This is a genomic window from Legionella pneumophila subsp. pneumophila str. Philadelphia 1, assembly GCF_000008485.1.
Taxonomy (GTDB): domain Bacteria; phylum Pseudomonadota; class Gammaproteobacteria; order Legionellales; family Legionellaceae; genus Legionella; species Legionella pneumophila.
Genome location: NC_002942.5, coordinates 1,388,698 through 1,414,452, shown reverse-complemented (window position 1 = coordinate 1,414,452; position 25,755 = coordinate 1,388,698). Strand labels below are relative to the sequence as shown.

Sequence of the window (25,755 nt, the reverse complement as noted above, 5' to 3'; positions counted from 1 at the left end):
AATTTGAACTTTTTTGGACTATGCTAGCACCATCAAAAATCTTGAAGGAGATTGAACTGTGTATTTGCAAGGATTTGGTAATTATCACCACAGCGAGGCTGTTAAAGGAGCACTACCCCCAAATCAAAACTCACCGCAACACTGTAGCTTAGGACTTTACGCAGAACAATTAAGTGGAACCGCATTCACTCGTCCCCGACATAATAATCTTCGAAGTTGGCTATATAGAATACTTCCTACTGTTACCCAGGGCACGTATTACCCCTATGAGTTTAATATTATGCAACCTTTTGTTGATGAGTTGTCACCCAATGCCATGCGTTGGTCACCTCTTTATAACAGCTCTCAAATTAAATGTGATTTTGTTGAAGGACTATTTCATATTGCCGGTAGCCCGTTAGTTAATACCTATACTTATTATTGCAACCACTCCATGAGCGATAAATATTTCGCCAATAATGATGGTGAGTTATTATTTGTTCCCTATGCAGGCGAGATTCATCTGCATACTGAATTTGGCAAATTAATGCTCTCTTCCGGATCGATCGCGGTGATACCTCGTGGCGTTAAATTTAAAGTGGAAGTAATCAGCAAGGAGGCAAAAGGTTATCTTTGTGAAAATAGCGGAAATCCCTTAACCTTACCTCAGTTAGGCCCCATTGGAGCCAATGGTTTGGCAAACCCAAGACATTTTCAATATCCAGTAGCCGCATTTGAAAACTCTGGCAGCGAGCATACTATAATCTGTAAAAACCAGAAAAAATTATGGTTTACTGTATGCAACCACTCTCCTTTAAATGTCGTCGCCTGGCATGGCAATTATGCACCATATTGTTATGATCTCAGTTTGTTCAATACAATTAACACAGTCAGTTTTGATCACCCTGATCCTTCCATATTCACTGTATTAACTTCAGAAAGCGAAATACCCGGTGTTTCTAACTTGGACTTTGTTATTTTCCCACCTCGCTGGATGGTTGCCGAACATACTTTTAGACCGCCTTATTTTCATAGAAACTACATGAATGAACTGATGGGACTTGTCTATGGTGAATATGACGCCAAGAAGGAAGGATTCATACCGGGTGGTATCAGCATCCATAATTGCATGACTCCACACGGACCTGATTATGAATCTTACGAAATTGCAGCGTCGCAGGATCTAAAACCAAATTACATCAACTCCCTAGCCTTTATGTTTGAAACCAAAGACTACTGGCAAGTAACTGAGCAAGCCTATCGACATCCCAGTAGGCAAATGGATTATCTTAATTGTTGGCAAGGCTTTAAAATAGAGTTTAGTCAATAAATTGACTGCTTTTTAAGATGTAAAATTGACGGTAATTAATTAATTTGGTTTCAGTTGGGTCAAATTTGACCCAACTTGTGTGTAATTAATTAACTGGTTAAATCAAAACAAATCCTCTTGTGTTAGTCCAACCCGCTCTAACAAAGTTCTAAGTGTCTTCAACGCTTCAACTTGAATTTGGCGAACGCGTTCTCGGGTCAAATCAATTTCCTTACCAACGTCTTCCAGTGTCGCTTTTTCAAAACCTCTTAACCCAAAACGTCTTGCGATAACCTGCTGTTGATTCTCAGTTAATTTATCCAGAAGAGATTCTATATGCTGCCTTAAATTCTCATTGGTTAGCAGCTCTGCAGGATTTAAACTGTTTTCATCAGCAATTGTATCTAATAAAGATTTGGTTTCATCAAATCCAATTGGAGTATCAACTGAAGCGACTTTATCATTCAATCCCAATAATTTTTGGACATCCTCCAAAGGCTTATCCACCATTTCTGCTATTTCTTCAGGTGATGGTTCATGATCCAGTTTTTGCGTCAATTGCCTTGCCGCTCTGAGATAAACATTAAGTTCTTTCACGACATGAATAGGCAAACGGATAGTTCTCGTTTGATTCATAATTGCGCGCTCAATAGTTTGCCTAATCCACCAGGTCGCATAAGTTGAAAAACGGAATCCTCGCTTGGGGTCAAATTTCTCAACAGACTTCATTAAACCCAGGTTACCCTCTTCGATTAGATCAAGAAGAGGCAATCCTCTATTAAGATAACGTCTGGCTATTTTAACCACCAGGCGCAAATTCGACTCAATCATTTTCTTGCGTGCTTCCATATCACCTTTTAAAGCAAGAGTCGCATAATGGATTTCTTCTTCAGCCGTTAACAAAGGAGAAAAACCAATTTCACCCAAGTAAAGTTGAGTCGCATCTAAAGCCTTGGCAATATTTTTCCCGCGCTGGAATGAAGGAAAAGTTTCATCATCAGTAAACTCTGGAAGTTCATCAAGCTCTTCTTCCATTTTTTCGATATCAGGTTCAACATCTTCTTCTGACAACAGAGATTCATCATCTGGCTCAGACCATTCCTCTTCTTTAAATTCCTTGTCCTTAATTGGCTCTTCATCATCTTGCATTGTATCACCTATATGTTTAGCTATGCCTTGAAATAGTTTTTTACTTCTTAACAAGCCTATTGTTGCTATAACTATGAGTTATATGTCAACCTTTTTGTAGATAATTCAATGGATTAACTGGCACCCCTGCTCTTCTAATTTCAAAATGCACACCCCAGTATGATCTATCTATTAACCCAGCTTCTGCTATTACCTGCCCTGCATTAACGCGCTGTCCTTCTGTCACCAGGTTTCTGGCATTGTTGCCGTATGCAGTTAAATATTCATTACTGTGTTTAATGATAATTAAATTACCATACCCAGCCAAACCGCTGCCAGCATAAGCCACAACTCCACTCGCTGAAGCTCTAACTTTGTCTCCTCTGTTACATGCAATATTTATGCCTTTTTTCCCCTGAGAAGGAATGAATGTTGTAACAACACGACCAGTAACTGGCCATAGCCAACCAGAGGAAGAACGTACATTATAAGCTGGAGAATAAATAGTTTTTTGTTTTGGCTTATGGGTAATATGTAAGTTAGCTCTGGGAGCTGAATGAAAGTGATTTGATTTTGGCACGATGCCTTTTAAACTTAAAACTTGTCCTACTCGCAAAGAATAAGGTGGCCTTAGGTGATTGTTGATCGCAAGCCGCCTATAATCAGTATCATAACGAAATGCTATAGCATAAAGGGTCTCACCTGATCGCACCGTATGGAATTTCTGATATTTTGAATAAGGCTGCCATTTTAGCTCGGTAACAGGAGCCAAATCACTTCTTGTCCCACAACCAGCAGCACTTAAGATAAAAAAAATACAAATTAATTGTTTGCGAAATAGGCGCATCATTATCTCATTTATTATTTATTAATTTTCTATGCAAATTTCGTTAAGTAAGTTAGATAAATGATCAAATAGCTTATAATGAGTCATGTCTAAATGAAGCGGTGTTATCGAAACATGACCTGTTTTAATTGCAAAAAAATCAGTACCAGCACCAGCATCTGCTTCTATACCCGGTGGACCAACCCAATAAATTGGCCTTCCTCTGGGATCATATTCTTTAATAATAGGCTCAGCGCTATGGCGAGTTCCCAATCGCGTAACCTGCAATCCTCTTATTTGATTCAAAGGTAAATCAGGAACATTAACATTTAATATAGTTTGAGAAGGTAATTTGTTAGCACTTAATTTTATAACCAATTGTTTGGCAATAATTGCAGCTGTTTCATAATGTTGTATGTTGTCCCCTACCATTGAGATTGCAATAGCAGGCAACCCTAAATAACGACCTTCCATAGCCGCTGCCACTGTACCTGAGTAAAGTACATCATCCCCTAAATTGGCACCCTCATTAATCCCTGAAACAACTATGTCTGTAGGCTCTAAAAATCCGGTTAACGCCAGATGGACGCAATCAGTAGGTGTTCCATCCACACTATAATAACCATTGTCCAATTGTTTAACTCTTAAAGGTTGTGTTAAAGTCAAAGAGTTACTGGCGCCACTTCTATTTCTATCAGGCGCAACCACTTTAACTTCTCCTAAAGTGGACAGCTCATTAGCTAAAATTTTGATACCGGGCGCCAAAACCCCGTCGTCATTGCTTACTAATATTTTCATGTTTAACTCTCAGGGGATTCTAACCATTTTACAACTGCTAAATAGTAAGCAAGATCTTCTTGATTTCTTTTCAATGAATCTTGTAATTCAGCGTTATCCTTTTTACTCTGTATTTCCCGTTGCTGATTGGCAATAACCTCCTGCAAAGCCAAAATTTTGTTACCAAACTCTTGTGGATTGTATTGTAGTTGATAAGCAAGACCATTCATCCTCCTGCCAATTGCCTCCAGTTGCTGGCAACTCAATCCATCGGGTTGCGTGCCAGGGCACAATTTTAAAGCATTTTGCAGTTCGGATGGGTGGGAACGATAATAGGATTCGTCTTTTTTAAACTGACATGAAACCAATCCCAAAGTTATTAATATTATCACTAAGTACTTATTCATACCCGCCCTCTTGATGTAAACTACAAAAAGTCGATATTATCACCAGTCAGCAAGTAACGCTATCTTATGAGAATACCATATGCTTGATTTTAGTTTGAATCGTGATCCCCAAACGGGCGAGTTATACATAGAAACCTCATTATGTGGGAAGCCTTTACTGACTACACCGCAATTAAACAAAGGAACAGCATTTACTCAGGAAGAAAGAAAAGATTTCGGTCTTTTAGGCAAGTTACCACACCGCGTAGAAACTCTTGATGAACAAGTAAAACGTGCCTATCTTCAATATTCAAGTTACACGACACGTTTGCAGCAACATATTTATTTGAATAATTTACATGATAAAAACCAAATAGTATTTTACAAACTGCTAAGTCGTCATTTGGGGGAAATGCTTCCCATCATCTATACACCAATCGTTGGTGCTGCAGCCAAGAGGTTTAGTCATGAATACAGACAGCCACGAGGATTGTATATTGCTCATTCGGATAAAAACCAGCTTGAGGAAATAATTAATAACCGTTCGAATCCAGACATAGACCTTGTTGTAGTGACCGATGGTGAGGGAGTCCTAGGCATTGGCGATCAAGGGATAGGAGGAATGGATATACCTGTTGCAAAACTAATGGTTTACAGCTTATGTGGTGGGATTGATCCAACTCGCACATTACCCATATTTCTTGATGTAGGAACTAACAACCAAGAATTATTAAATGACCCTATGTATCTGGGTTGCCGTCACCCCAGAATAAAAAGCTCAGAATACGACGATTTTATCAAAACTTTTGTCAATGAAATTCATAAGCAATTTCCAAATGCTTTTTTACATTGGGAAGACTTTGGTCGAGGCAATGCTCGACGAATCCTGGATCAATTTCAAGATGAATTGTGTACTTTTAATGATGATATTCAGGGAACTGGTGCAGTAACTCTGGCAGCAATTTTGGCAGCATGTGATGTAACTGGACTACCCTTACATGAACACAGAATCGTTGTGTTTGGAGCTGGCTCAGCAGGTACTGGTATTAGCGACCAAATTGTTGATGCGATGGTGAAAAGCGGATTGAGCCTAACTGATGCTTATGACAGATTCTGGTTAATAGACAAACAGGGGTTATTACTTGCGACTGACCAAGAGCTTACTGATGCTCAAAAACCCTATGCACGGAATCCTATAGATATACAATCCTGGGAAATTAATAATAAACAACATCCTTCGTTTACTGACACTATCAGGCATGTCAAACCTACCATTTTAATTGGCTGTTCAGCGCAAACGGGTGCATTCTCACAAGATATTGTGGAAACTATGTCGACATCCTGCGAGCGACCAATCATTTTCCCTTTATCAAATCCTGATGAAAAATGTGAAGCACAGCCCTCAGATATATTGGCATGGAGTAAAGGACGGGCATTAATTGCTACTGGAACTGCTTTTGCCCCTATTGAATATCAGAACCGAATGGTGCAAATAGCTCAATGCAACAATGCCTTGGTATTCCCTGGAATTGGATTGGGCGTTTTGGCGGTAAGCGCCTCTCGTTTAACCAAAGATATGATATTGGCTGCCGCCCAGACTTTAAGTAAATTTGCGCCAAGTAAAAAGGACAGCTTTTTGCCCCTGTTACCCTCATTAGACAATGCGCAAATTGTAGCCAAAGAAATAGCTATTGCAGTAGCTCAGTGTGCAATAGACTCAGGTTATGCTCAAAAAAATCAAGACAAGGAGCTACCTCGATTAATTGATGAACTCTTTTGGGAGCCTAGATATCTGCCTTTTAGAAAAAAAGGATGGAGTGAATAGAATAAAGCTCTATGACTATATTATTGAAAAATAAATTTTCTTAATTCTTAGTCTGAGGGGTTGGCGAAATTAATCGTTACATTTTTTATAGTCCCGCTCTCTGGCTCCCAGGAACGAGCGTATTTAAAGACCATTTTGGTTTGAGCGGGATAGGTTTTACCTTTATTCAAGTTAAAAGTAAATAGCATTTTACCACCCGCACCTATCAAATTAGTCTTGGGCTTTTCATAAATGCTATTACTTAAGGTAAGCAAGTTTTTGTCAAATTCTACTACAGACCATTGATAACCTGTAGTTGGATTAGCTGCAAGACTGACAACGAAACTGGGATTTTTTGAGCTGACATTGATGACAACCTCGTTATTTGCATAGGCCAGAGCAGAGAAGCCCATAAGTAATCCGCTGAATAATTTTTTCATATTTTTTTCCTCACAAAGCTTCTTACACGCTCACCATTATGGGTTACGATTTACGTTAATCTGTTTTAATTTCCCATAATCAAAAATTAATTCGTATTGAAAATCAACAGGAGATTTTTGATAAATCCAGGTTTCGACTGTATTAGTACCATAACCTATCTGATAACCAGCCGCGTTGTATAATGGCACATTCTCCTCATAAACCAATTTATCAAGTGGCTCACCACATTTAGACAAAACAGTGTATTTACTATCCCCTTCATAGACCAATTTATCTCCACACCTCATTGCATACGCATTAGGATATACAATCATTAAAAAGACAATAGCCAACAAATAATTCCGGATGATCATTCCCTACCCCTTGAGAATTCAATGCTCCTTGCAACAAAATTTTCAAAAAGTCTATTTTTATAGCATAGCACTTGGTATCTGATTATTCATCCCAATTGTCTCTGTCTCGATCGGATTCAGGCAAGAATCCACCTACTTGAGCATCCCACATGGATTTATATAAACCATCCTTCGCTAATAACTCTTCATGGCTTCCATCTTCAATTATTTTTCCTGCTTCAAAAACTAAAATTCTATCCATATGCAATAGTGTTGATAATCGGTGGGCAATAACAATTGTAGTCTTTGATTCCATGAGTTGCCACAATGAATTTTGTATGGCTTCTTCGGTTAGGGAATCCAGCTGTGAAGTAGCCTCATCTAATATCAAAATCTTCGTATTTTTTAAAATGGCACGAGCAATTGCAACGCGTTGTCTTTGTCCTCCTGATAATTTAATTCCTCTTTCACCCACCAAAGTATTATAACCATCCGGTAAAAGTGAAATAAAATCATCACAGCATGCCTGTTTTGATGCCATCACAACCTCATCATCAGTCGCATCAGGATTACCATAACGAATGTTTTCCATCAAAGTCCTATGAAACAAAGTGGTATCTTGAGGGATAAGGCTGATAGCTGAGCGCAAGGAATCTTGAGTTACCAGACTGATATCCTGACCATCAATCAAAATTTTTCCAGATTCCACATTGAATAAACGTAAAATTAAATGGATAAACGTCGTTTTACCACTTCCCGAAAAACCTACCAAGCCAACACGCTGTTTCGGCTTAATGATTACTGATTTATTTTCAAATACTTTCTTACCCTGGTTATAATGAAATGTAACGCTATCAAACTCTATTTTGCCTTCTTTAACATTCAATGGCTTGGCATCAGGAACATCTTGAACCTCTATGGGTGCACTAAGCAAAGCAATAGCTTGTCTTGCTATGCCTATCTCTCGAAAGAATTCAGCAATAGCATGGCACAAATACCAAATCTGAGTCATGATAGAAAACGATACATTGAATATAAAGACCAAGTCGCCTGTTGTAATGAGTTTTTTATTCCAAAAAGTTAACAGGAAATACACCATAGCCACTAGCATGACTGTGACTGGAATATCCAGATACAAACGAAATATGTTCATATAAATCGTCAGTTTTTTATTACTTTGTACCTCCATATTCTGACTTGCGGAAATATAAGCCAGCTCATCTCGAGATCGAGCGAAAAGCTTCACTACACTGGCATTACTCAAACTATCAACTATTTTACCGCTTAACTGACTTTTATCTTCTGCGTTTTCTTTTGCATATTGATCAACTTTTTTAGATAATCTATAACTGATGTAAAGCTGAAAAATAATCCAGCTTAACAAAATAACCGCAAACCAGTAGTTAATAGTGCACATCAAAATTAATGCCACAATGATAGAAGCGAATGCGGCGATTGCATACCAGGTTATAATATTGAATATGGAATCCAGAGCACGGGGTAAGTCATTGACTTTGTTAGCTAAACCACCCGCCATTTGATTGGAAAAATAATGATAAGACTGGCGACTCAAATGCTCCATAACAGACATTCTGACATCAGCCTGAAATCTTGGTATCACATAACCTTGCCACCAATTTTGCAGACGTAAAATCACGATCAAAACGAACCAGGCACCGCCACCTAACCATAAAGCCGGAGCAACTACTGAAAAAATATTTTCTTCCCTGGAGTGCATCCCAAGAGCATCAATGATCATTTTCAAAGAATAGGGAATAGCATTATTTTCAAGCACCATTGCAATCGGTGCTACAAAAAATACCGTAAAAGCCAAAGGCTGTTTTTTTATAAAATGCCAGAAAAACCGACCCAGTGTTTTTGGCAACTCTTCAGATTTTTTATTATCGCTATTCATAAACCATACCTTCAATGAATTTTGACAAGGTTCGATTATTCTAACCTAATATTTGCTAATTGGAGAATTTATGTTTAAAAAACAATTATATGCCCTATCAATTCAGCTATTCTCTCAGATTTGCATTGCCATGAAATAAAATTAGCCCTTCAAAAATTGAAAATATAAAATTTAATCTTGATCTTAAACCTTATAAAGGCGATCATTTTTTCATTTGTAAGTTAGAGGAGTACGTGTGGAACACGAAACGATGGAATTTGATGTTATCATAGTCGGTGCAGGGCCTTCTGGATTATCCGCTGCAATCAAATTAAAGCAACTGGCTTTAGCTTCACAAAAAGAAATTACTATTTGTATCCTGGAAAAAGGAGCTCAGGTTGGCGCTCATATTCTTTCTGGCGCAGTTTTAGAGCCTAGAAGCTTAAAAGAATTACTACCAGATAATTGGCAACAGGCCCCACTGGATACTCCTGTTAACAAAGATCTGTTTTATTTTTTGACTCAAAATAAATCATTTAAGCTCCCTACTCCAAAACCTATGCATAATGAAGGAAATTTTATTATCAGTTTAGGGGAACTATGTAAGTTTCTTGCAGAACAAGCAGAGTCTCTAGGCTGTGAAATATACCCTGGATTTGCTGCAGCAGAAATTCTCTACAATGATAAAAATCAAGTCATAGGTGTTGCTACTGGGGATGTAGGAATTGATAGACAAGGGAAAAAAACTGATAATTATCAACCTGGAATGCATTTATTAGCCAAACAAACTTTATTTGCTGAGGGATGTCGCGGGCAATTAAGTCAAACATTAATGAGTCGCTATCATTTAAGAGATCATTCGCAGCCACAAACTTACGGCATAGGGATTAAAGAAATCTGGCAAGTTGATGCATCGCGCCATGAACCTGGAAAAGTTATCCATACGGTTGGTTGGCCTCTTGATCATGCGACTTATGGAGGCTCCTTTTTGTATCATCTTTCAGAGCAGAGAGTTGCAATAGGTTTTGTTGTTGGGCTTGACTACAAGAACCCATGGCTCAATCCCTTTGGCGAATTTCAGAGATTTAAAACGCATCCCCTTATTAAATCTGTTCTAACAGGAGGTGAGCGAATTGGTTATGGAGCCAGAGCACTTAATGAAGGAGGATGGCAATCTCTCCCTAAACTTACCTTTCCTGGCGGCGCCTTGATTGGAGATGCTGCCGGTTTCCTAAATGTGCCTAAAATCAAAGGAATTCACACCGCAATGCAATCTGGAATGCTTGCTGCACAAGCTTGCTTTGATGCGCTAAGTGAAGAAAAGAGCGGTCAATTTGAACTAAGTGCATACCCTAAGAAAATCAATCAATCCTGGCTAAAGCAAGAGCTCTATGCAGTGCGAAATATTCGACCAGGATTCAAATACGGTTTATTTCCAGGTCTAATTAATGCTGCCTTCGAGACTTATGTGACTCGAGGATATTCTCCATGGACCTTAAAAAATCATTCTGACTATAAGTCGTTAATTCCAGCAGACAAAGCTAAAAAAATTAACTACCCAAAACCAGATGGCGTACTCACGTTTGATAAACTCTCATCTGTATTTTTATCAAATACATTTCATGAGGAAAATCAACCCTGTCATCTCAAATTAAAACAACCCAAGCTGGCCATTGAAGTGAACTTAAACCAATACGCTTCTCCGGAAAGTCGATACTGCCCGGCTGCTGTTTATGAAATAATTGAGGACGTTGAAAAAGGACCTCGATTACAAATTAACGCCCAGAATTGTATTCATTGTAAAACGTGCGATATTAAGGATCCTCGTCAAAATATAGTTTGGCAAGCACCAGAAGGTGGAGGTGGACCGAATTATTCAGGAATGTAACCAATCAAACTTAAATAATATTTTCGAGTAAAGTCCTGTAGTTATTAGCAGGGATGTTGATATCTTGAACATGAAAATAAGGATTATTGCATGTACCAACCTTATCTTTTATTTGGCATTTTAATTCTTTCTCTCATTTTATTCGTTTGGAATTATTAGAGATACGATGCAGTTTGTATCCTACTATTGATTGGTCGGTACTATTATTAGCTGCTCTTATCCCTGTTGGAGAAGCTTTACAAACGACTGCTGCTGCAGATTTGATTGCAAATGGATTTATGAAAATTGCTGGCCAATATTCCCCCCTATCTTTGCCTTGCTTGCGATTCTGGTTATCACTATGACTTTGTCCGATTTATTAAACAATGCAGCAACGGCATTAATTATGGCTCCCATTGCAATCAAAATTGCTCAGTCAGCCCATCTGAATGTGGATTCTTTCTTAATGGCAGTTGCTATTGGTGCTTCGTGTTCATTCCTAACTCCAATTGCCCATCAGAACAATACCATGGTTATGGGGCCAGGAAGATACCGATTTTCTGATTATTTTCGTTTGGGATTACCATTGGAACTTATTGTTATAATGGCTTCTATTCGAACGATTTTATGGGTGTGGCCATTATAAAAATAAAATAATTTGCATTAAACCTGTATAATAATCGATAAAACAGAATGGTACAGGTTAGGGATATTGCAATTGCATTAAATTTTTTGAGGGTCAATATCCTTAATTTTTTCCCATTGAATATTGCCTTTTTTTATGTTCCCGGGAATATCTTTTGACCAAAATTCTTGTACCTGTTTATTAAGATTGAGATATAAAATGCCATCAACAATTTTCCATGCTAATGGATCACTCACTACTTTCCGACCTACTGAAACTGCAAAAGCACAATAACCACCATATGCTGGCAAATATTTTTCAGGATTAGCCTGAAACACTTTCTTGTTTTCATCAGTAGCGAATAGGTAAGCTACTCCATTATGATAAGCAGTGTGGTTACCACTACCACGGACAGGACCATTTTTCTGATGATAAGAAACCAAATCATAGCCTTGAACACCAACCAGACTAATCGACGCATCAGAAGCAAACACCAGAAACGGCAAGAATGATAAAGATATTATTGATAATAGTATTCCTTTAATTTGTTTCATTTTTATCGTCCTTAATTAAATTGTAACTGGTAGTGCTTAAATCACTATTAACTCATTATAGATGCTGCGGCTGTAGTTTGCTTTAAATCAAACAGTTCGTCTACCTCTTGGCTAATTGTCTCAACAGTCCCTACAGGAAACCATAGATTATTTTTAAATTTTTTACCTTCATGTTTTGCAAGTTCTTTTAAAATGAGATGTAATTGGTGTTCATCCATTTCAATTCCCTTGTTATTAAGTTCCTTTTTTTGACTTAAAACAATCAATGCATTGACTATGTGAGTCAAAGACAAACAAATTTGTGGATCATTTTGAAATACTTGATCTTGAAATACAATCTTAAGCCTATTCAATGCTATATCATATTCATTTACCGTTACTTCTTGATAAGCAGTTACAATTTTATGCAAAATTCTCCCTAGCGCTTGAGAGTTTCTATAAGCACTATTATCTCTACCATAGGTTAACTCTTCAAAACGCCTCAAACAATTCAAATTGAAATCATGAACATCTTGCAAGATTTTAGCCTCATCATTAGGGCCATGTATAATAAACTGCCTAGCATAAATTTTTCTATCCTTGTCAATGAGCTCTGTCCTGTCAATAACACCAGGGTAACCAAAACTCATGGGATAAGTTCTTATGTCTGGTTTATGTAGTATTTTCAATAATGGTGCAAAATCATAATTAAAAACATCCGGCGTTGTGAAACACTTTAAAAATAAATACCATTTTCCTTCCTCATGAGTAAAGCATATATGTAAATAGGAAATATGATCCTGTTGATTAGATGAGTCCACGACTGATATTGAGTCAACTGGCAAATTACTATTATGATTTCGATGAACATTGTGTTTAATTGGTAATGTAATCGAGATTGAGTTTACATCCCTCTTGGATACCATGGGTTGAAATTCTGAACCGATATGATTGAAAGAGGGGCTTTTTAATAAAACATCTCTATTGTTTATTGGAAAAAAATCAAATCGGGGTTGGCTTGCATCACCAGATAAAGAAGTAATGGATGATTGAATCGATGAATTAGATATTTTTTGAGTATTTGACTGCTTCCTAAAACCAGTGTTTTTCTTTAATCCTTTAAAAATTTTCATATTTTAACATCTCCTTTAATGACTCAAATTTTCAATCCATTATCAACTAGCGCAAGGTATCTTAATTATTAATATTTGGTCAATAGATATTCTTTCATGTCATGCTGTTATCAGGTTATAACCATCTTGATGGCCAACCACAAGAACTTTCACTCAGTTTAATAAAAATTAACTTATCAATATCCGGAATTAAGAAATGACAGAATAGTTGAACACATTCCAATCCAACCAGCCCAATCAATAATCTTTACATTTTCATAGAAGAAGTTTGCTTCCCCGTTGTCATTTTCTGGCTATAAGGGTAGACTTGCGTTTGATAAATAAAGTCAAAGTCCCGGTGGCACAGATGGATAGCGCAGCCCCCTCCTAAGGGGCAGGTCGCAGGTTCGAATCCTGCCCGGGACGCCAATGAAATCAATGAGTTGCGAAATTTACTTTTGTCCATACTAACTTTTGAGGGTGCACTCAGGGTGCAAATTAAAAGTGTCTGCTAATACTTATATCTAATAAATATACGCATTTAGAGACTCAATAAATCCCTGAAGTTTGTTATTAAGTTCTAAATTAGGGCCTGTTTACAATTCGCTGTAATCGATAGATTTATAAGAACAAACTCGTAAACTTGCGATTCTCACAATCAGCAAAAAACGAGTTTGCAATGCTAAGGCTTATGCTCACAGATGAGCATTGGTCAAAGCTAAGAACGATCATTCGCGAACACGGAATTTATGACAAACCCAATTTGCGAAAAACAGTCGAAGGGATTTTATACCGTATGCGAACAGGATTGCCTTGGCGAGACCTACCAACTTTCTTTGGTGTATGGATTTCAATTTACCAACAATTTAACCGTTGGGCCTCGAAAAACAAACTAATGGCTATTTTTAAAACCCTTGTTCAGGACCCAGATCTTGAGTGGGAATTTATTGATGGAAGCATTGTAAAGGCTCATCAGCATAGTACAGGTGCTGCTAGTTCGGATGATGAAGCTATTGGGAAATCTGTAGCTGGGAATACAACAAAAATACATATGGCGGCTGATGCACATGGTTTGACAATTGATTTCATAGTCACCGGTGGTGAAGTACATAATTGCAAAGTTGCACCTCAATTCATCACTCAGCTACCATCTGCTGATTATACGATTGCTGATAAGGGATATGACAAGGAGGATTTGCGCCATATCATCAGGCAGAAATCATCGCAACCTGTTATCCCAAGAAAAAGTAATTCAACGATAGGAAATGATGATATGGATTGGGCTTTATACAAGTACCGGCATCTGGTTGAAAATATCTTCGCAAGAATAAAACATTTTCGTGCAATAGCGACAAGGTACGATAAATTAAAAAGAAATTATGCCTCTATGGTCGACTTAGCGTGTGGGTTAATGTGGTTACCAATGTGAATTGTAAACAGGCCCTAGTTCAACTTTAAATTATTATAATTTTGTTATCTTTTGCTACAGATTCTGGACAAGCCATTAATCCGCGACAAAATTAAAATTTTAACTTGACACGTATGCTTATTATATAGAGAATGTTCGCCGAGCATTGGGCTAGCTTGCCGCCTGTAAATATGGTGAATAGCTCTAGTTATCTAAATATTGGTTTCACTCTTTTTATTAAGTTTCAGTAATACAGGCTCTGAATAAACTTGATATATAATTGGAGTCAATCAATGTCACCTGAAAAAATTAAAACTACAGTTACATGCGAACTCAAGTCACGCGCAAAAATAATAAAAGAGAATTATCATAATCCAGAATTAACATTAGGTAATGTTCTAGAAGCCCTTGCACAGTATTATGGTTTCAAAGATTGGAATACCGCGTTTGCAAAGCTAAAAGACACACCTTACAATTCCTCAGCATATCCTGCAGAAAACTCTGAGCGCTTGGATAGAATTATCAATAAGATTCTTGATGGACGTAGGAACAAATGTGATATGTCTTATAGAAGAAACCACAACTACATAACATTTCTTAAAAAATATATTGATAAAGGACTAGAGACGTGGGCCCCCATTAACTGGGACGATTTTGTTTTAAAAATCAACTTAAAATTTTCGGATGATTATGTTTTTAGTGTCAATAGAATGCTGGCAAATGTATATCACAAGGGGCTCTTTAATGAATAATTACATCACAAAGAAAGAGCAAGAAATCACCATGTTTTCAAATAGGGGTTCAGGGCTCAAGCCTAAGACATGCAATCAAAAACTAACATTACATCATGCCCAGGAAGTTGCCAAAAACAAAAATGGGAAGTGTCTTTCAGAAAAGTATAAAAATGTTGATACAAAATTAAAATGGGAATGCGAGTTTGGTCATCAATGGGAGGCTACACTTTATAATGTAAGAAAGATCGGATCTTGGTGTCCTGAATGTGCGGGTGTTGCCAAATTAACACTTGATGAGATGAAACAGCTAGCAGAGAGAAAAAAAGGGAAATGTCTTTCGAATGCTTATATTAATTCAGATTCAAAATTGACATGGGAATGCGAATTTGGTCATCAATGGGATGCATTGCCAAACTCGATTAAAAACAAGAAATCATGGTGCCCCGAATGCGCAGAAAGAAAAAAATTAACTATTAGTCAAATGAAAGAATTAGCTATAAGCAAAGGGGGGAAATGCTTATCTGCTTCATATAAGAATAATCGTAGTAAATTAAAATGGGAATGTGAATTTGGTCATCAATGGAATGCCTCGCCATCAAGTATTCTAAATGGTAATTCGTGGTGCCCTGACTGTGCTGGTAATGTAAAACAAACAATAGAAGCAATGAGAGAATTAGCTAGAAATAGAAATGGCGAATGTTTGTCTGTAGAATATACGAACAGCCACAGTAAATTAACTTGGCAATGTCACTTAGGGCATCAATGGGAAGCTACCCCAAGTGATATAAAAAATGGAAAATGGTGTCGTCACTGTTATAAAAGTAAACGTAAAGGCGAAAATGCGATACGGTGTTTTTTTGAAAAAATATTCAATAAAAAATTCCCTTCCTCAAGACCTTTGTGGCTTATGTATGAAGGCGGGAGGTTAGAATTAGATGGTTATTGCGAAGAGCTTCAAATAGCTTTTGAGTATCAAGGTCAATACCATTTCGATAAAACCGCATATTGGTATCCAGATAAAAGTATAAGCTTCGAAAGACGACAGTTAATAGATGAATACAAAAGAAAAACATGTGAAGAAAATAAAGTCTTATTAATAGAGATAAATGAACTGAATCCCAGAAGCAATCCTGACAAATGGAAAGATACCATAAAGAGAATATTGATATCTAAAGACATTGCAATACCCTCAAATTATGATGCTATCCCTTTTGGTGCTGTTGAGTATCATTCCTCAGGTAATTACACGCAGGAAGCCTATGAAATAGCTAAATTAAACCTAGGAATGTGTCATAGTGAAAATATTCTCTACAAAGAGCAGCTTGTAGAATGGGAGTGCCATCTAGGCCATCGCTGGTCAGCGAGCTTATCTCAGGTTATTTTAAGAAATACCTGGTGTCCGTCTTGCGCTAGAAGAAAAAAGTTAACTATTAAGCAAATGCAAGCGCTTGCAAAACTCAAAGGTGGGAAATGCTTATCTACTGAGTATATAAATGCCAGAACCGAACTTCTATGGGAATGCAGTGAAGGACATCGATGGCTAGCCATACCATCTAGTATTAAAAATAATGACTCATGGTGTTTAGAATGCTCTGGTAGTAAAAAACTAACCATAGACAATATGAAAGAATTAGCTAAAAAAAGAAATGGGGAATGCTTATCAGATCAATATAATGGAAATAAGGTTAATTTAATTTGGAAGTGTAACTTAGGTCATATTTGGCAAGCGACTCCATCTAGCATTAAAAATCGTGGTGCATGGTGTCCTGTATGTGGAGGAAGCAATAAATTAACAATTGAGCAAATGCAAGAACTGGCAAAACTCAAAGGAGGGAAATGCTTATCTACTGTGTATGTAAATGCTAGAACCAAGCTTCTATGGGAATGTAGTGCAGGACATCAATGGTTAGCAATCCCAGATAAAATTAAAAATATAGGAAGATGGTGCAAAGAATGCAAAAAAAGCAAATCAACAATAATTTCTTAACTTGGAGTTCTCATGAAAGAATTTCTAATGGGTTGCATCCCTGGGATAATCATAATTTTAATCATTGCATTGGTAAACTTGACTCCCAAACCATCATTTTCAGATCCAGCTTGGGAAATTGTTCCAACTCCAAGTTCAACTTCAGATATTATTAGAACGCGAGTACCGAATGGCTGGTTAGTTACGTATAGAGCTTATTTAGCAAGAGGATTGGTATATATTCCTGATGATAAACATGAGTGGAAAGTTAAATAAAATATTAAAACTAGGACTGCACGACACTCCAATTTTACGATTCGTGCTTTCTACTCCCATTTTAAAATATATACAGTTATTAAACTCCATAGATTAGGTCATATTTCTTTGAAAAGCTTACTAATATGCATGGAGTGTATTTTGGGTCAGTATTAAGTGGTAATGTCTCTATTAAAGAAATATTTCGCTATGCGAAACCTAGTCAAGAAGAGATGCAAACAACAATTGAAGAGCTTTTTGCATGAAGGATGAATTAGGAGTAGGTGAAATTTAATTCAAGAAGTATTTTTGATAAAGAAGGTAATTTTTTAGGATTCTCCAAATTATGAATAAAATTCATACAGGATTTAGTATCAATCCTTATGTAGGTAGTTTAAATACAGACCAGTCATTATGAAAGTACATTAAGACTAACTACTTTTTAGATTATCTGAATACGGAGAAACTATGGTTTAACAGAGTGTTGAAGTGGGAATCAATAGATCCCTGTGAAGGAGAAATGTTGCCAGTTTTTAAAAAATATTTAGCATCGAAACACAAGGATAGCTTAGAGTACGAATTCTATAAAACAGTGGTTGAGCAGGGTGTTAAAACAAATTTTGGTTGCTGTTTTGCTATTTGGGATGGTGAAGAAAATGATCATATGTGGCAAGTCTTTACACCGAAACATGATAATTATGGAGTCATCATTATTATAAATAGTGGTGATTTGTATAATGCGGTTAACCAAGTAGAAAATAAGCACATATATCTATCTAAAGTAAAGTATTTAAGTGATGACAAAGCGAAATCAATGAAACCAGAAGAATGTTCTCATTCAAATAAAAGGTCATTTCATTTTGAAGAAAGTCATTTTTTAAAGCGAATAGCTTATAAAAATGAAAAAGAAGTGAGAGCTATTATTAGTTCTGTAGATAATAATTGGACTGTGTTGCTTCATCAATTTATTAATGAAAACCAAATACAATATTATCCACCTAATACCGTGACACCGAGAAACTGCATTAGGATTGATATGAAAGACAGTCATATTATCAAAACTTCAAGAGATAGGGTAATATTCTTAAACAACGATGAATCTGCCAGTTTTATTGAATTTATTAGAAGTAATAATTTGAAAAATGTGGAGGATGGGAAAAGAGTGTATTTTTCCCTTCGAAATATAAAAAAGGTTATCCTTCACTCAGGACTAGATCAAGAGACTAAATTGAGTATAGAAAAATCAATTAATAATAAAACCTTAAATGCGAAGTAGTATCAAGCAATTTATATACAACTCCATGGTAAAAAATTCTTCAATTAAACAACCTGTTGTTTAATTACCATTTTTCTTTGTTCCAAAAAATTCCACTAATCGACCTAGCACTTATTAGTAATTTCTATATTTAATATTGCTATTAATGACGTAATAGTATGGACCCCGCCACCTATCGAAAGGCTTCTATTTGAGCCAGAATGAAGGTGTCAACATTCATGCAATCAAGATGAGGGATCCATACTATTACGTCACTCCATCTTGTTCACATAATCGATTAATTAACCAGAGTAAATCAAAATTTCCATAACTAACACCATAAAAGTGACTGTCCCTTAGTAAATAATCAAACCGATCTACATCGAGTTGTGATGAGATAATTCCATGTAATTTATTAGTTTCTTTTGTATATATATCTTCTACTACTCTTCCATAATTTCTTTCAATATAATTTTCCTCTATTAATTTTTTTAAAAAAACTTGAGTCCAATCCTCATGACTAATTTTGCCTATTTTGTTATCAACAAAGTTTAAAGCATAATTGAATATCTTTTCAAAGGAATGAAAGAATGGGCCATGCCCTATATCATGTATTAAAGCTGTAAGCGCTAGACATATTTTTTGATCCTCATTATTTGTAGAATCGTTGTAAATCGTCGAAAAAACTACTGTCGAAAGATAGCAAGCCCCTATTGAATGACTAAATCTATTATGAACTGCGCCGGGATAGGCGAACTCTGCAAATGATAATTGCTTAATTTGACGAAGTCTTTGAAAGTAATGGGAATCGATAACTCGCTTAATCGTAATATATAGCTCATTTTCAACGCACATAATTCCATGTACTGGATCACACATACTTTTATGCTTCAGACTCTTCCTTTGAAGCCACATGTGATTAAATTATAGACAAAGTAAATATAAGTAGATTACATCAAATAAAAATTATTATTGTTCATAGAATAGAAAACCGCATTTACGGTTTTCTATGAAGATCTAACCAGATATCTAAATCTTCTTTTAAATAACGAATTGCTCGCCCTATTTTTATAAATTTAGGTCCCGGAGTTCTATTTTTTAATGTGCCATTCACTCTGTCTTGAGAAAGAAAGGATCGACTCATGCAAATATAATTTGCGGCTTCAACTTCTTTAAAAACTCTTTTATCCATCATATACATCCTTATATAACGAGTTATCTATAAACACACCAATGCCACTTTTAACAGCAAATAATGTGTCTTCTGCTACAAATAGACTGATTATTTTTTACGAGTACCCAGAAATCTTGAGGCTTGATTAATATTCATTGGATTAAAGTGAGAGACTTGGGAGTTACTCAGTTGTCCATTCATGAATTCTTTCATTACTATCTTTAGATTTGCCAATTACTCGTTTCGTGTATTTATTTAAACATAACGAGTTTTTTAACGCAATTCTTTTTTTGATGATTTTAAAGATCTTTAAATCTCGCTATACCTTTGTTCCATTTGTTTATACAATGATCGCAAAAATCAATTAAATTAAGGGTGAAAGGATGAACTTACTTGATGACTTGGAAGCATTGATCGGTATTGAGTTTTTAATTGAAAATGAATCTACAATAATAGAAATTACTACAGAAGCTAGACAAACCGAACAACCCCATGCAAATAAAATTGCATTAATACAATAATTAAATGCATAAACTAATTGTTGTTGGTTCCGGTATAAAATCTGTTGCACACCTGACTGAAGAAACTAAAAAAATCATTCAAAACTCAGATAAAGTGCTTTATTTGGTTAATGAAGAATTTTTAAAACAGTGGATTATAAGAGAGTCAAAAAGTGCAGAGTCCTTGGAACCTATTTATTTTAATTCAACCAAGCGAATAGATGCCTACGCTAATATAACTTCAAAAATTGTAAGTAGTTATTATCAATATACTAGTCTATGCGTCATTTTTTATGGGCATCCCACAATCTTCGCTGAATCAGCTTTAAAAGCTGTTAAAATAATCCAAGCAGAAAAGGGCAATGCCATCATACTCCCTGCAATATCCTCGATGGATTGCTTATTTTCTGATTTACAAGTAGATCCCGGGGAGCAAGGTTGTTTTAGTATTGATGCTACTGAGCTACTAATTTATGAACGTAAATTAGATATTCAATCCCATGTAATCATATGGCAAATTGCAAATCTAGGTATGTTTAATCTAGAAAAGACAACTAAACTAAATGTATTAAAAGATTACCTTTGTAGTGATTACTCACAAGAACAGCTTGTTTGCTTATATGAGGCAGCCCTATACCCAACTCAAAAACCTAGAATTGAATGGCTCAAACTATCTGATTTAGGAAATGTGAAGGTAAGTCCTATTTCCTCGCTTTATATTCCCCCCTCCTCTACCAAAAAGTTGAGCGCGAAATATATTGCTCTATTAGAAATTGATTTAGACAATTTTAAATTATCTACTGAGACTCACACAGCCCCTAAATAATTTGGCATCGGTAGCAAAACTCCTGTTGGATTTATCAAACATAAAAGAAAATCGTTTATCAGTATCCAATAAGCTAGCAGAGTTAATAATAACCCCATTACCCGGGGCTTTATAATGGTAGAAGTTAAACTTTATTTGTTTGCTCATATGATACAGAGGGCTGCCGTAGGCATCCCCATTCACATCGATAAACTCTTCCTGATAGGCCAGCAGAACATTTCTTAAAGTTTCTAACTCATTTATAGTGCTATTACTTTGATTTGTTTTAAATGTATTAATTTTAGAAAATGGGCATTGCAAGGGATAATAGACACTATCATCTTTTTCAGACAAAGGAGCAGGCACCATTACCGTTGGCGTATGCTCTAACTGGTAACATTCATCATATATTTTTTGTATAGTTGTGACAGGAAAATATTGATCATCTATTGCTGGTTTTACTCCAATACCAGAACCCATACAAATGTTATATATATATTTAGCAGTATCTATAACAAATGGTGTAGGCCTGAATCTATTAATTTTTTTTGCTCTCAAAAATAGCTCATTACAAGATGCATCATAAGCATTTTGAGTTAATTTTTTTCTTAAGGATTCAGAAAAATAAAGCTTTAATTTCAACCAATTATCATTCGTTTTAACTTCATCAATAAACTCTTGAGAGAAATATAAAATTTGACTAGTCCAATCAGAACGGAGTGTTTTATCCTGTAAAATTTCTTTAAAAATCAGATGATGTTCGTAAGGCGATTTAGGTGCAGGTACATCTACATTAAAATATTTTTGAATTCGAGAGTGCCTTCTTGTACAACCTATATTAGGTAATAAGAATGATGATAAGGCTCCTGATGAGACCGACAAAACATTATTATCTACTGTTTGATCTTCATCAAATACCACCTGCATATTGAATATGGCCCCAGGCCCTTGAACACAGTCAGGAAAAATATGATCATCAGAACCGAAGTGATGCCACTCACAATATTTGTTTAAAATCATACCTAACGGCAGGCTATTTTTCCCATATCCTAAGTGCTCGAATAGCTCATTGGAGGTATGCTTACTATCAATTTTTTCTAAAGTTCCCTCTGGAGTAGGCAAGAAGGCATGATTTTTAATACCAAAATGAGAACCAAACGAATAGTGAGCTAGAAAAAAAGGGATATTTTTATTTGGTGAAATTTTTTCAATAACTTCATACAGCGCAGGGTTTACTGCAAAAACAACCTGCTTGATCTCGTCCCATGAAGTTCTTTCTATCTTGTTCATTCCATAAACACCCAACAACTTGTTCCACTCGTGAACAGTATTACATCAAAAATTAAAAAAACACTTAATCTTAACTAATTCTAATGTTAGAGTCACGGCTCACGGATAGGAGGTCAAATGAGTACTGTAGAGCAAAGAATGCCTAAAGGTATAATGTCTCTTTATTTAATACAAATGTTTTCCACATTCTCATTTGCAGTGCTTTATTCCTCATTGTCCTTGTACATCACTAACCAACTAGGTTTATCAAACCACATATCCAATAGTATTGTTGGGTTATTTTTAGCATTTAATTTCGTTTTGCATCTATTTGGCGGGCTAATAGGCGGCAATTGGTTAAGTAATCGATTTCTTTTCTTATTCACTACTATTTTGCAAACCTTTGGCATTCTATGCCTAGTATTTCCAGAAACCCCCTCACTTTATCTAGGATTGAGTTTGTTTTTAATCGGCTGCGGATTAAATACAACGTGTTATAACACGATTCTCACCCAACGTTTTTCATCTTCCGATCCAAGACGAGACAAAGCTTTTTTTATGAGCTATTCCACTATGAATATAGGCTTTTGGGCTGGTTTTATTTGTAGTGGCTTTTATGATGCCTCCAATCACTACGAAGAAATTTTCTACGCTAGTATAGCAACTAACATAATTACCACATTATTAGTTCTCTATTGCTGGAAAAACATAACTGACATAAATACCGCCCTAGCCTTAAACCCTGCGCAAAAACAAAGAATAAAAGGTATTGGAGGTATTTTATTTATATTACTTCTCATACCTGTCTTGAATATTTGCTTTAAGTTACCTGATTTTAGTAATGGCTTAGTAATAACGATTAGTGTGCTAATGTTCTTCGTTATTTTATTTATCAGAAACAATCAAAAAATACTCTCAGACAGACAAAAAATTACTGCCTTTTTAATTTTAACCATTACATCAACTGTGTTTTGGATGATTTATTATACGGGTCCAATGGGTATTACTTTGTTTATTAAAAATAATGTTGATAAACAACTTTTAGGTTTTGAAATTCCCACACAATGGATTCTAAATATTAACTCCGTAGTTATCATTATTGGCAGCCCGTTGATCGCGTTACTAATTAGCAAACTACAGAATAAAGGTTACACGTTTTCTGTTTCAACCCAATTCATTTGGGCATTTCTTTTCTTAACGATATCATTCTTTTCTTTATCATGTGGAATTCATTTTGCTAATGAAGCAGGCTATACGGCTTTTAGCTGGATTATTTTGCATTTAGTGACCCAAGCAGTAGCGGAATTATTTATAGGACCTGTGGGCTATGCAATGATTGGCCGTATAGCTCCAAACCATTTACAAGGGCTTCTAATGGGAAGCTGGATGCTTGTTTCAGGTGTATCTGCATCCTTATCTCATTATTTTTCGAATTCAATGATTCAATCTGAATCATCAGATCCTTTGTTAAGTAATTCAGATTATTATCACGTATTTAATGAGCTCGCAGTGTGGGGATTAGCAGGCGCACTATTTTTGTATTTAATTGCAGGAAAATTACGTTTATTCATGAATGAAAGGTCAAATAAAAATGATTCCGCATCTCCTGAGTTACTTCATCAATAGAAATAATTTTTTTAAGATGATTACAATTAAAACAAAATTACATTTTACCTCTATCATTTTCCAAGCAAAAAACATAATTTTATTCTCTGACTCGCTATGTTTAACTAACACTTCATTTTTATGGATTGAATAAGCTTTGGAGTTTGTGACATGGGATGTCTAGCAGAAGTTTGGGAATCAGAGTTTGATATTCGTTTTAAATGCAAAAAATCTGCTCAAAAAATCATTTTGGAATTTTTATTAACCTATAGCAAGTATGACTTAAAGGAACTATCTGAGTTACTAGAAGTAACCCCCTTCTGTTTAAATCAGGTTCTAAATGGCAAAGAATATTTATCCGAAACTGTGTCTTCAAAAATGATGGATTGGCTTTATGTTTTTATAGGTAATTAAAATAGATAAAGTCTTATTTACTTTCTAAATCAACATCTAATTCCAATAGAAATTACTATTAACTAATCAGAATTAATTTTATTTTTCATAAATGTTAACTTTATTATTTCTGATTTTGATAAATAGTGAATTTTATTATAAACATCTACATATAGAATCCCTGAATTAAAATTTTTCAATATTAACGCATCTTTTATTTTAGAAGAGTCTTGTAAAAGTATTTGTATTGCATTGGCCCTGTTTGGAATAATATCTTCTCTAGCCTGAAGACATCCATGCACAAAAAAAACACAAGCCAATAACGGAACATAAGTTACTGTATATTTTATAAATACTGGCGTCCTAATAATCATAGAAGGAACATTAAATAAAAACTTAATTACAGAGCTATATAAAAAAGAAACGAATAAGAGATAGAAATAATATCGAATTGAAAAAGATGAAGAAATAAAAATAACCAATGAAAAAAAACAAAACAATAAATAGTGAGTAAACCATTTATCTTCATTATCTAATAAAGAATAACTTAGACCTTGCGTAACAGATTTCCGATAATAATATATTTCTAAAAGCATTATTATAAACACTGCGAATATTATCTTAGGAGCCCAACTTAAAGAAATAAAGAATAAATCTGTATAGCCAACAGGCAGGTCATTTATCCTCAATCCTAAATTAAAAAAATATCCAAATTCATATGTAGATGAGCCAATAATTATAATAATAATACTGAGTGACAATATTTTATTAAAATTATTTAAAAAATCTTTTAACAATTGATTATCATAATTAGCATTTTTTGTTAGAAGCTTTGCAAAACTATTAGCTTTATTTTTTTTCACTGTTTGTAATAGCTGATTATGACGTGGTTTGTTAGGATCAAATGCTAATAAACCCATGGATTTAGCTAATTGGATAAGTTTTATGTAATTTTTCTGTGCTTGCTTCCTTTTTTTTTCACTATTCAATAGAGTGTCGCTATGTTCTACATAAGCTTTTAAAGCCTTTAACTGAATATTATAAGATAATATATTTTTAACTGTCGGCTCTGCTTCCACACTTTTTTTTAGTTCTTTAATTTGCATATAATCTAAATCTTTGGGGGTAATTCGTTTTATATGTAGTAGCTCATTGCATAGCTTATTTATAAAATCATCAGCGTTCGGATCATAGCCTGGTATGCTTTTATCTAGTAACTGCCTAATAGCTAAAGACAAAGAAGTTTTAATTTCTCTTAAAATTTTTCCTTCATACTGAATGTTTTTTATTTTTACATAAACATAAAAGTTATACAGCCAATCCAAAAAGACTTTTTTTATACTTTTTTTCATGCAGCAAACCTCATTATATATAGTCG

General features: G+C 35.3%; 27 protein-coding genes and 1 tRNA gene. 15 read left to right on the top strand and 13 right to left on the bottom strand.

Going from position 1 to position 25,755, the window contains the following annotated elements; translation table 11 throughout:
* Nucleotides 1–58 precede the first annotated feature (58 nt).
* Entirely contained in the window at nt 59–1,309 is a 1,251-nt protein-coding gene (hmgA, locus tag LPG_RS06435; RefSeq protein ID WP_010947016.1) for a homogentisate 1,2-dioxygenase, read from the top strand.
* 102 nt (nt 1,310–1,411) lie between these two features.
* Here hmgA and rpoS read toward each other — a convergent pair whose 3' ends face one another.
* The 4 genes from rpoS to LPG_RS06415 all read right to left on the bottom strand — a co-directional run bounded on the left by rpoS (nt 1,412) and on the right by LPG_RS06415 (nt 4,426).
* Nucleotides 1,412–2,437, bottom strand: a complete 1,026-nt coding sequence (gene rpoS, locus LPG_RS06430) for an RNA polymerase sigma factor RpoS (RefSeq protein WP_015444568.1) — start codon at nt 2,435–2,437, stop codon at nt 1,412–1,414.
* A gap of 85 nt (nt 2,438–2,522) precedes the next feature.
* A complete protein-coding gene (locus LPG_RS06425) occupies nt 2,523–3,266 on the bottom strand; it encodes a peptidoglycan DD-metalloendopeptidase family protein (protein WP_010947014.1) in 744 nt (247 codons plus the stop codon).
* Nucleotides 3,267–3,284: 18 nt separating this feature from the next.
* Nucleotides 3,285–4,040, bottom strand: coding sequence for a 5'/3'-nucleotidase SurE (gene surE / locus LPG_RS06420; RefSeq protein WP_010947013.1), 756 nt, complete (start codon nt 4,038–4,040; stop codon nt 3,285–3,287).
* A gap of 2 nt (nt 4,041–4,042) precedes the next feature.
* The gene (locus LPG_RS06415; protein ID WP_010947012.1) at nt 4,043–4,426 is read right to left on the bottom strand and encodes a hypothetical protein; all 384 of its coding nucleotides are present in this window, start codon (nt 4,424–4,426) and stop codon (nt 4,043–4,045) included.
* Between the two features lie 79 nt (nt 4,427–4,505).
* Here LPG_RS06415 and LPG_RS06410 point away from each other — a divergent pair, with 79 nt between their 5' ends.
* On the top strand, nt 4,506–6,230 hold the full coding sequence (locus tag LPG_RS06410; protein WP_010947011.1) for an NAD-dependent malic enzyme: 1,725 nt from the start codon (nt 4,506–4,508) through the stop codon (nt 6,228–6,230).
* A gap of 47 nt (nt 6,231–6,277) precedes the next feature.
* Here the strand turns inward: LPG_RS06410 and LPG_RS06405 are convergent, their stop codons facing one another.
* The 3 genes from LPG_RS06405 to LPG_RS06395 all read right to left on the bottom strand — a co-directional run bounded on the left by LPG_RS06405 (nt 6,278) and on the right by LPG_RS06395 (nt 8,897).
* Nucleotides 6,278–6,649 carry a protease inhibitor I42 family protein gene (locus LPG_RS06405; RefSeq protein WP_010947010.1) on the bottom strand — a complete coding sequence of 124 codons (372 nt, stop codon included), beginning with the start codon at nt 6,647–6,649 and terminating at the stop codon, nt 6,278–6,280.
* Between the two features lie 36 nt (nt 6,650–6,685).
* Nucleotides 6,686–7,003 carry a DUF2845 domain-containing protein gene (locus tag LPG_RS06400; RefSeq protein ID WP_010947009.1) on the bottom strand — a complete coding sequence of 106 codons (318 nt, stop codon included), beginning with the start codon at nt 7,001–7,003 and terminating at the stop codon, nt 6,686–6,688.
* Between the two features lie 82 nt (nt 7,004–7,085).
* A complete protein-coding gene (locus LPG_RS06395) occupies nt 7,086–8,897 on the bottom strand; it encodes an ABC transporter ATP-binding protein (RefSeq protein WP_015444571.1) in 1,812 nt (603 codons plus the stop codon).
* A 235-nt stretch (nt 8,898–9,132) separates the two neighbouring features.
* Here LPG_RS06395 and LPG_RS06390 point away from each other — a divergent pair, with 235 nt between their 5' ends.
* From LPG_RS06390 to LPG_RS15340, 3 genes are all read left to right on the top strand, one after another.
* Nucleotides 9,133–10,764: an electron transfer flavoprotein-ubiquinone oxidoreductase gene (locus LPG_RS06390; RefSeq protein WP_010947007.1), complete on the top strand. Its 1,632-nt coding sequence runs from the start codon at nt 9,133–9,135 to the stop codon at nt 10,762–10,764.
* Nucleotides 10,765–10,850: 86 nt separating this feature from the next.
* Complete coding sequence (locus LPG_RS15345; RefSeq protein WP_015444573.1) at nt 10,851–11,108, top strand: hypothetical protein; 258 nt, start codon at nt 10,851–10,853, stop codon at nt 11,106–11,108.
* The gene (locus LPG_RS15340; RefSeq protein WP_010947006.1) at nt 11,105–11,389 is read left to right on the top strand and encodes an SLC13 family permease; all 285 of its coding nucleotides are present in this window, start codon (nt 11,105–11,107) and stop codon (nt 11,387–11,389) included. Before LPG_RS15345 ends, LPG_RS15340 begins: the two co-directional genes overlap by 4 nt.
* A 77-nt stretch (nt 11,390–11,466) precedes the next feature.
* On the opposite strand, the gene LPG_RS06380 is transcribed toward LPG_RS15340, so the two are convergent.
* Both LPG_RS06380 and LPG_RS06375 read right to left on the bottom strand, forming a co-directional pair.
* Nucleotides 11,467–11,922 (bottom strand): YHS domain-containing (seleno)protein, encoded by a 456-nt coding sequence (locus tag LPG_RS06380; RefSeq protein ID WP_010947005.1) that lies wholly within the window; start codon nt 11,920–11,922, stop codon nt 11,467–11,469.
* 47 nt (nt 11,923–11,969) lie between these two features.
* Nucleotides 11,970–13,034, bottom strand: a complete 1,065-nt coding sequence (locus tag LPG_RS06375) for a lpg1273 family Dot/Icm T4SS effector (protein ID WP_010947004.1) — start codon at nt 13,032–13,034, stop codon at nt 11,970–11,972.
* A 331-nt stretch (nt 13,035–13,365) separates the two neighbouring features.
* On the opposite strand from LPG_RS06375, the gene LPG_RS06370 reads away from it, so the two are divergent.
* The 6 genes from LPG_RS06370 to LPG_RS06340 all read left to right on the top strand — a co-directional run bounded on the left by LPG_RS06370 (nt 13,366) and on the right by LPG_RS06340 (nt 18,652).
* Nucleotides 13,366–13,442: transfer RNA gene (locus LPG_RS06370), tRNA-Arg, on the top strand.
* A gap of 250 nt (nt 13,443–13,692) precedes the next feature.
* Entirely contained in the window at nt 13,693–14,442 is a 750-nt protein-coding gene (locus LPG_RS06365) for an IS5 family transposase (RefSeq protein ID WP_016356891.1), read from the top strand.
* A gap of 272 nt (nt 14,443–14,714) precedes the next feature.
* Nucleotides 14,715–15,173: a glyoxalase superfamily protein gene (locus LPG_RS06360; protein WP_010947002.1), complete on the top strand. Its 459-nt coding sequence runs from the start codon at nt 14,715–14,717 to the stop codon at nt 15,171–15,173.
* A complete protein-coding gene (locus tag LPG_RS06355) occupies nt 15,166–17,142 on the top strand; it encodes a zinc-ribbon domain-containing protein (RefSeq protein ID WP_016356890.1) in 1,977 nt (658 codons plus the stop codon). The genes LPG_RS06360 and LPG_RS06355 overlap by 8 nt, the downstream gene beginning before the upstream one ends.
* A 12-nt stretch (nt 17,143–17,154) precedes the next feature.
* Nucleotides 17,155–17,397 carry a hypothetical protein gene (locus LPG_RS06350; RefSeq protein WP_027223825.1) on the top strand — a complete coding sequence of 81 codons (243 nt, stop codon included), beginning with the start codon at nt 17,155–17,157 and terminating at the stop codon, nt 17,395–17,397.
* Nucleotides 17,398–17,857: 460 nt separating this feature from the next.
* Nucleotides 17,858–18,652: a DUF2971 domain-containing protein gene (locus LPG_RS06340; RefSeq protein ID WP_161513352.1), complete on the top strand. Its 795-nt coding sequence runs from the start codon at nt 17,858–17,860 to the stop codon at nt 18,650–18,652.
* Nucleotides 18,653–18,898: 246 nt separating this feature from the next.
* On the opposite strand, the gene LPG_RS06335 is transcribed toward LPG_RS06340, so the two are convergent.
* Both LPG_RS06335 and LPG_RS06330 read right to left on the bottom strand, forming a co-directional pair.
* A complete protein-coding gene (locus tag LPG_RS06335; RefSeq protein WP_223804298.1) occupies nt 18,899–19,510 on the bottom strand; it encodes an HD domain-containing protein in 612 nt (203 codons plus the stop codon).
* 118 nt (nt 19,511–19,628) lie between these two features.
* Entirely contained in the window at nt 19,629–19,826 is a 198-nt protein-coding gene (locus tag LPG_RS06330; RefSeq protein WP_016356887.1) for a hypothetical protein, read from the bottom strand.
* 362 nt (nt 19,827–20,188) lie between these two features.
* Here LPG_RS06330 and LPG_RS06325 point away from each other — a divergent pair, with 362 nt between their 5' ends.
* Together LPG_RS06325 and LPG_RS06320 are read left to right on the top strand one after the other, a co-directional pair.
* Nucleotides 20,189–20,326: a hypothetical protein gene (locus LPG_RS06325; protein WP_153802425.1), complete on the top strand. Its 138-nt coding sequence runs from the start codon at nt 20,189–20,191 to the stop codon at nt 20,324–20,326.
* Nucleotides 20,327–20,330: 4 nt separating this feature from the next.
* Nucleotides 20,331–21,131: an SAM-dependent methyltransferase gene (locus LPG_RS06320; RefSeq protein ID WP_010946998.1), complete on the top strand. Its 801-nt coding sequence runs from the start codon at nt 20,331–20,333 to the stop codon at nt 21,129–21,131.
* On the opposite strand, the gene LPG_RS06315 is transcribed toward LPG_RS06320, so the two are convergent.
* Nucleotides 21,099–22,400: a hypothetical protein gene (locus LPG_RS06315; RefSeq protein WP_016356886.1), complete on the bottom strand. Its 1,302-nt coding sequence runs from the start codon at nt 22,398–22,400 to the stop codon at nt 21,099–21,101. The genes LPG_RS06320 and LPG_RS06315 overlap by 33 nt on opposite strands.
* A gap of 117 nt (nt 22,401–22,517) precedes the next feature.
* Between LPG_RS06315 and LPG_RS06310 the strand changes: the two genes are divergently transcribed.
* Together LPG_RS06310 and LPG_RS06305 are read left to right on the top strand one after the other, a co-directional pair.
* Nucleotides 22,518–24,005, top strand: coding sequence for a peptide MFS transporter (locus LPG_RS06310; RefSeq protein ID WP_010946996.1), 1,488 nt, complete (start codon nt 22,518–22,520; stop codon nt 24,003–24,005).
* A 150-nt stretch (nt 24,006–24,155) separates the two neighbouring features.
* Nucleotides 24,156–24,398 (top strand): hypothetical protein, encoded by a 243-nt coding sequence (locus LPG_RS06305; RefSeq protein ID WP_025862373.1) that lies wholly within the window; start codon nt 24,156–24,158, stop codon nt 24,396–24,398.
* 62 nt (nt 24,399–24,460) lie between these two features.
* Here LPG_RS06305 and LPG_RS06300 read toward each other — a convergent pair whose 3' ends face one another.
* The gene (locus tag LPG_RS06300) at nt 24,461–25,729 is read right to left on the bottom strand and encodes a hypothetical protein (protein WP_010946995.1); all 1,269 of its coding nucleotides are present in this window, start codon (nt 25,727–25,729) and stop codon (nt 24,461–24,463) included.
* Nucleotides 25,730–25,755: the final 26 nt, after the last annotated feature.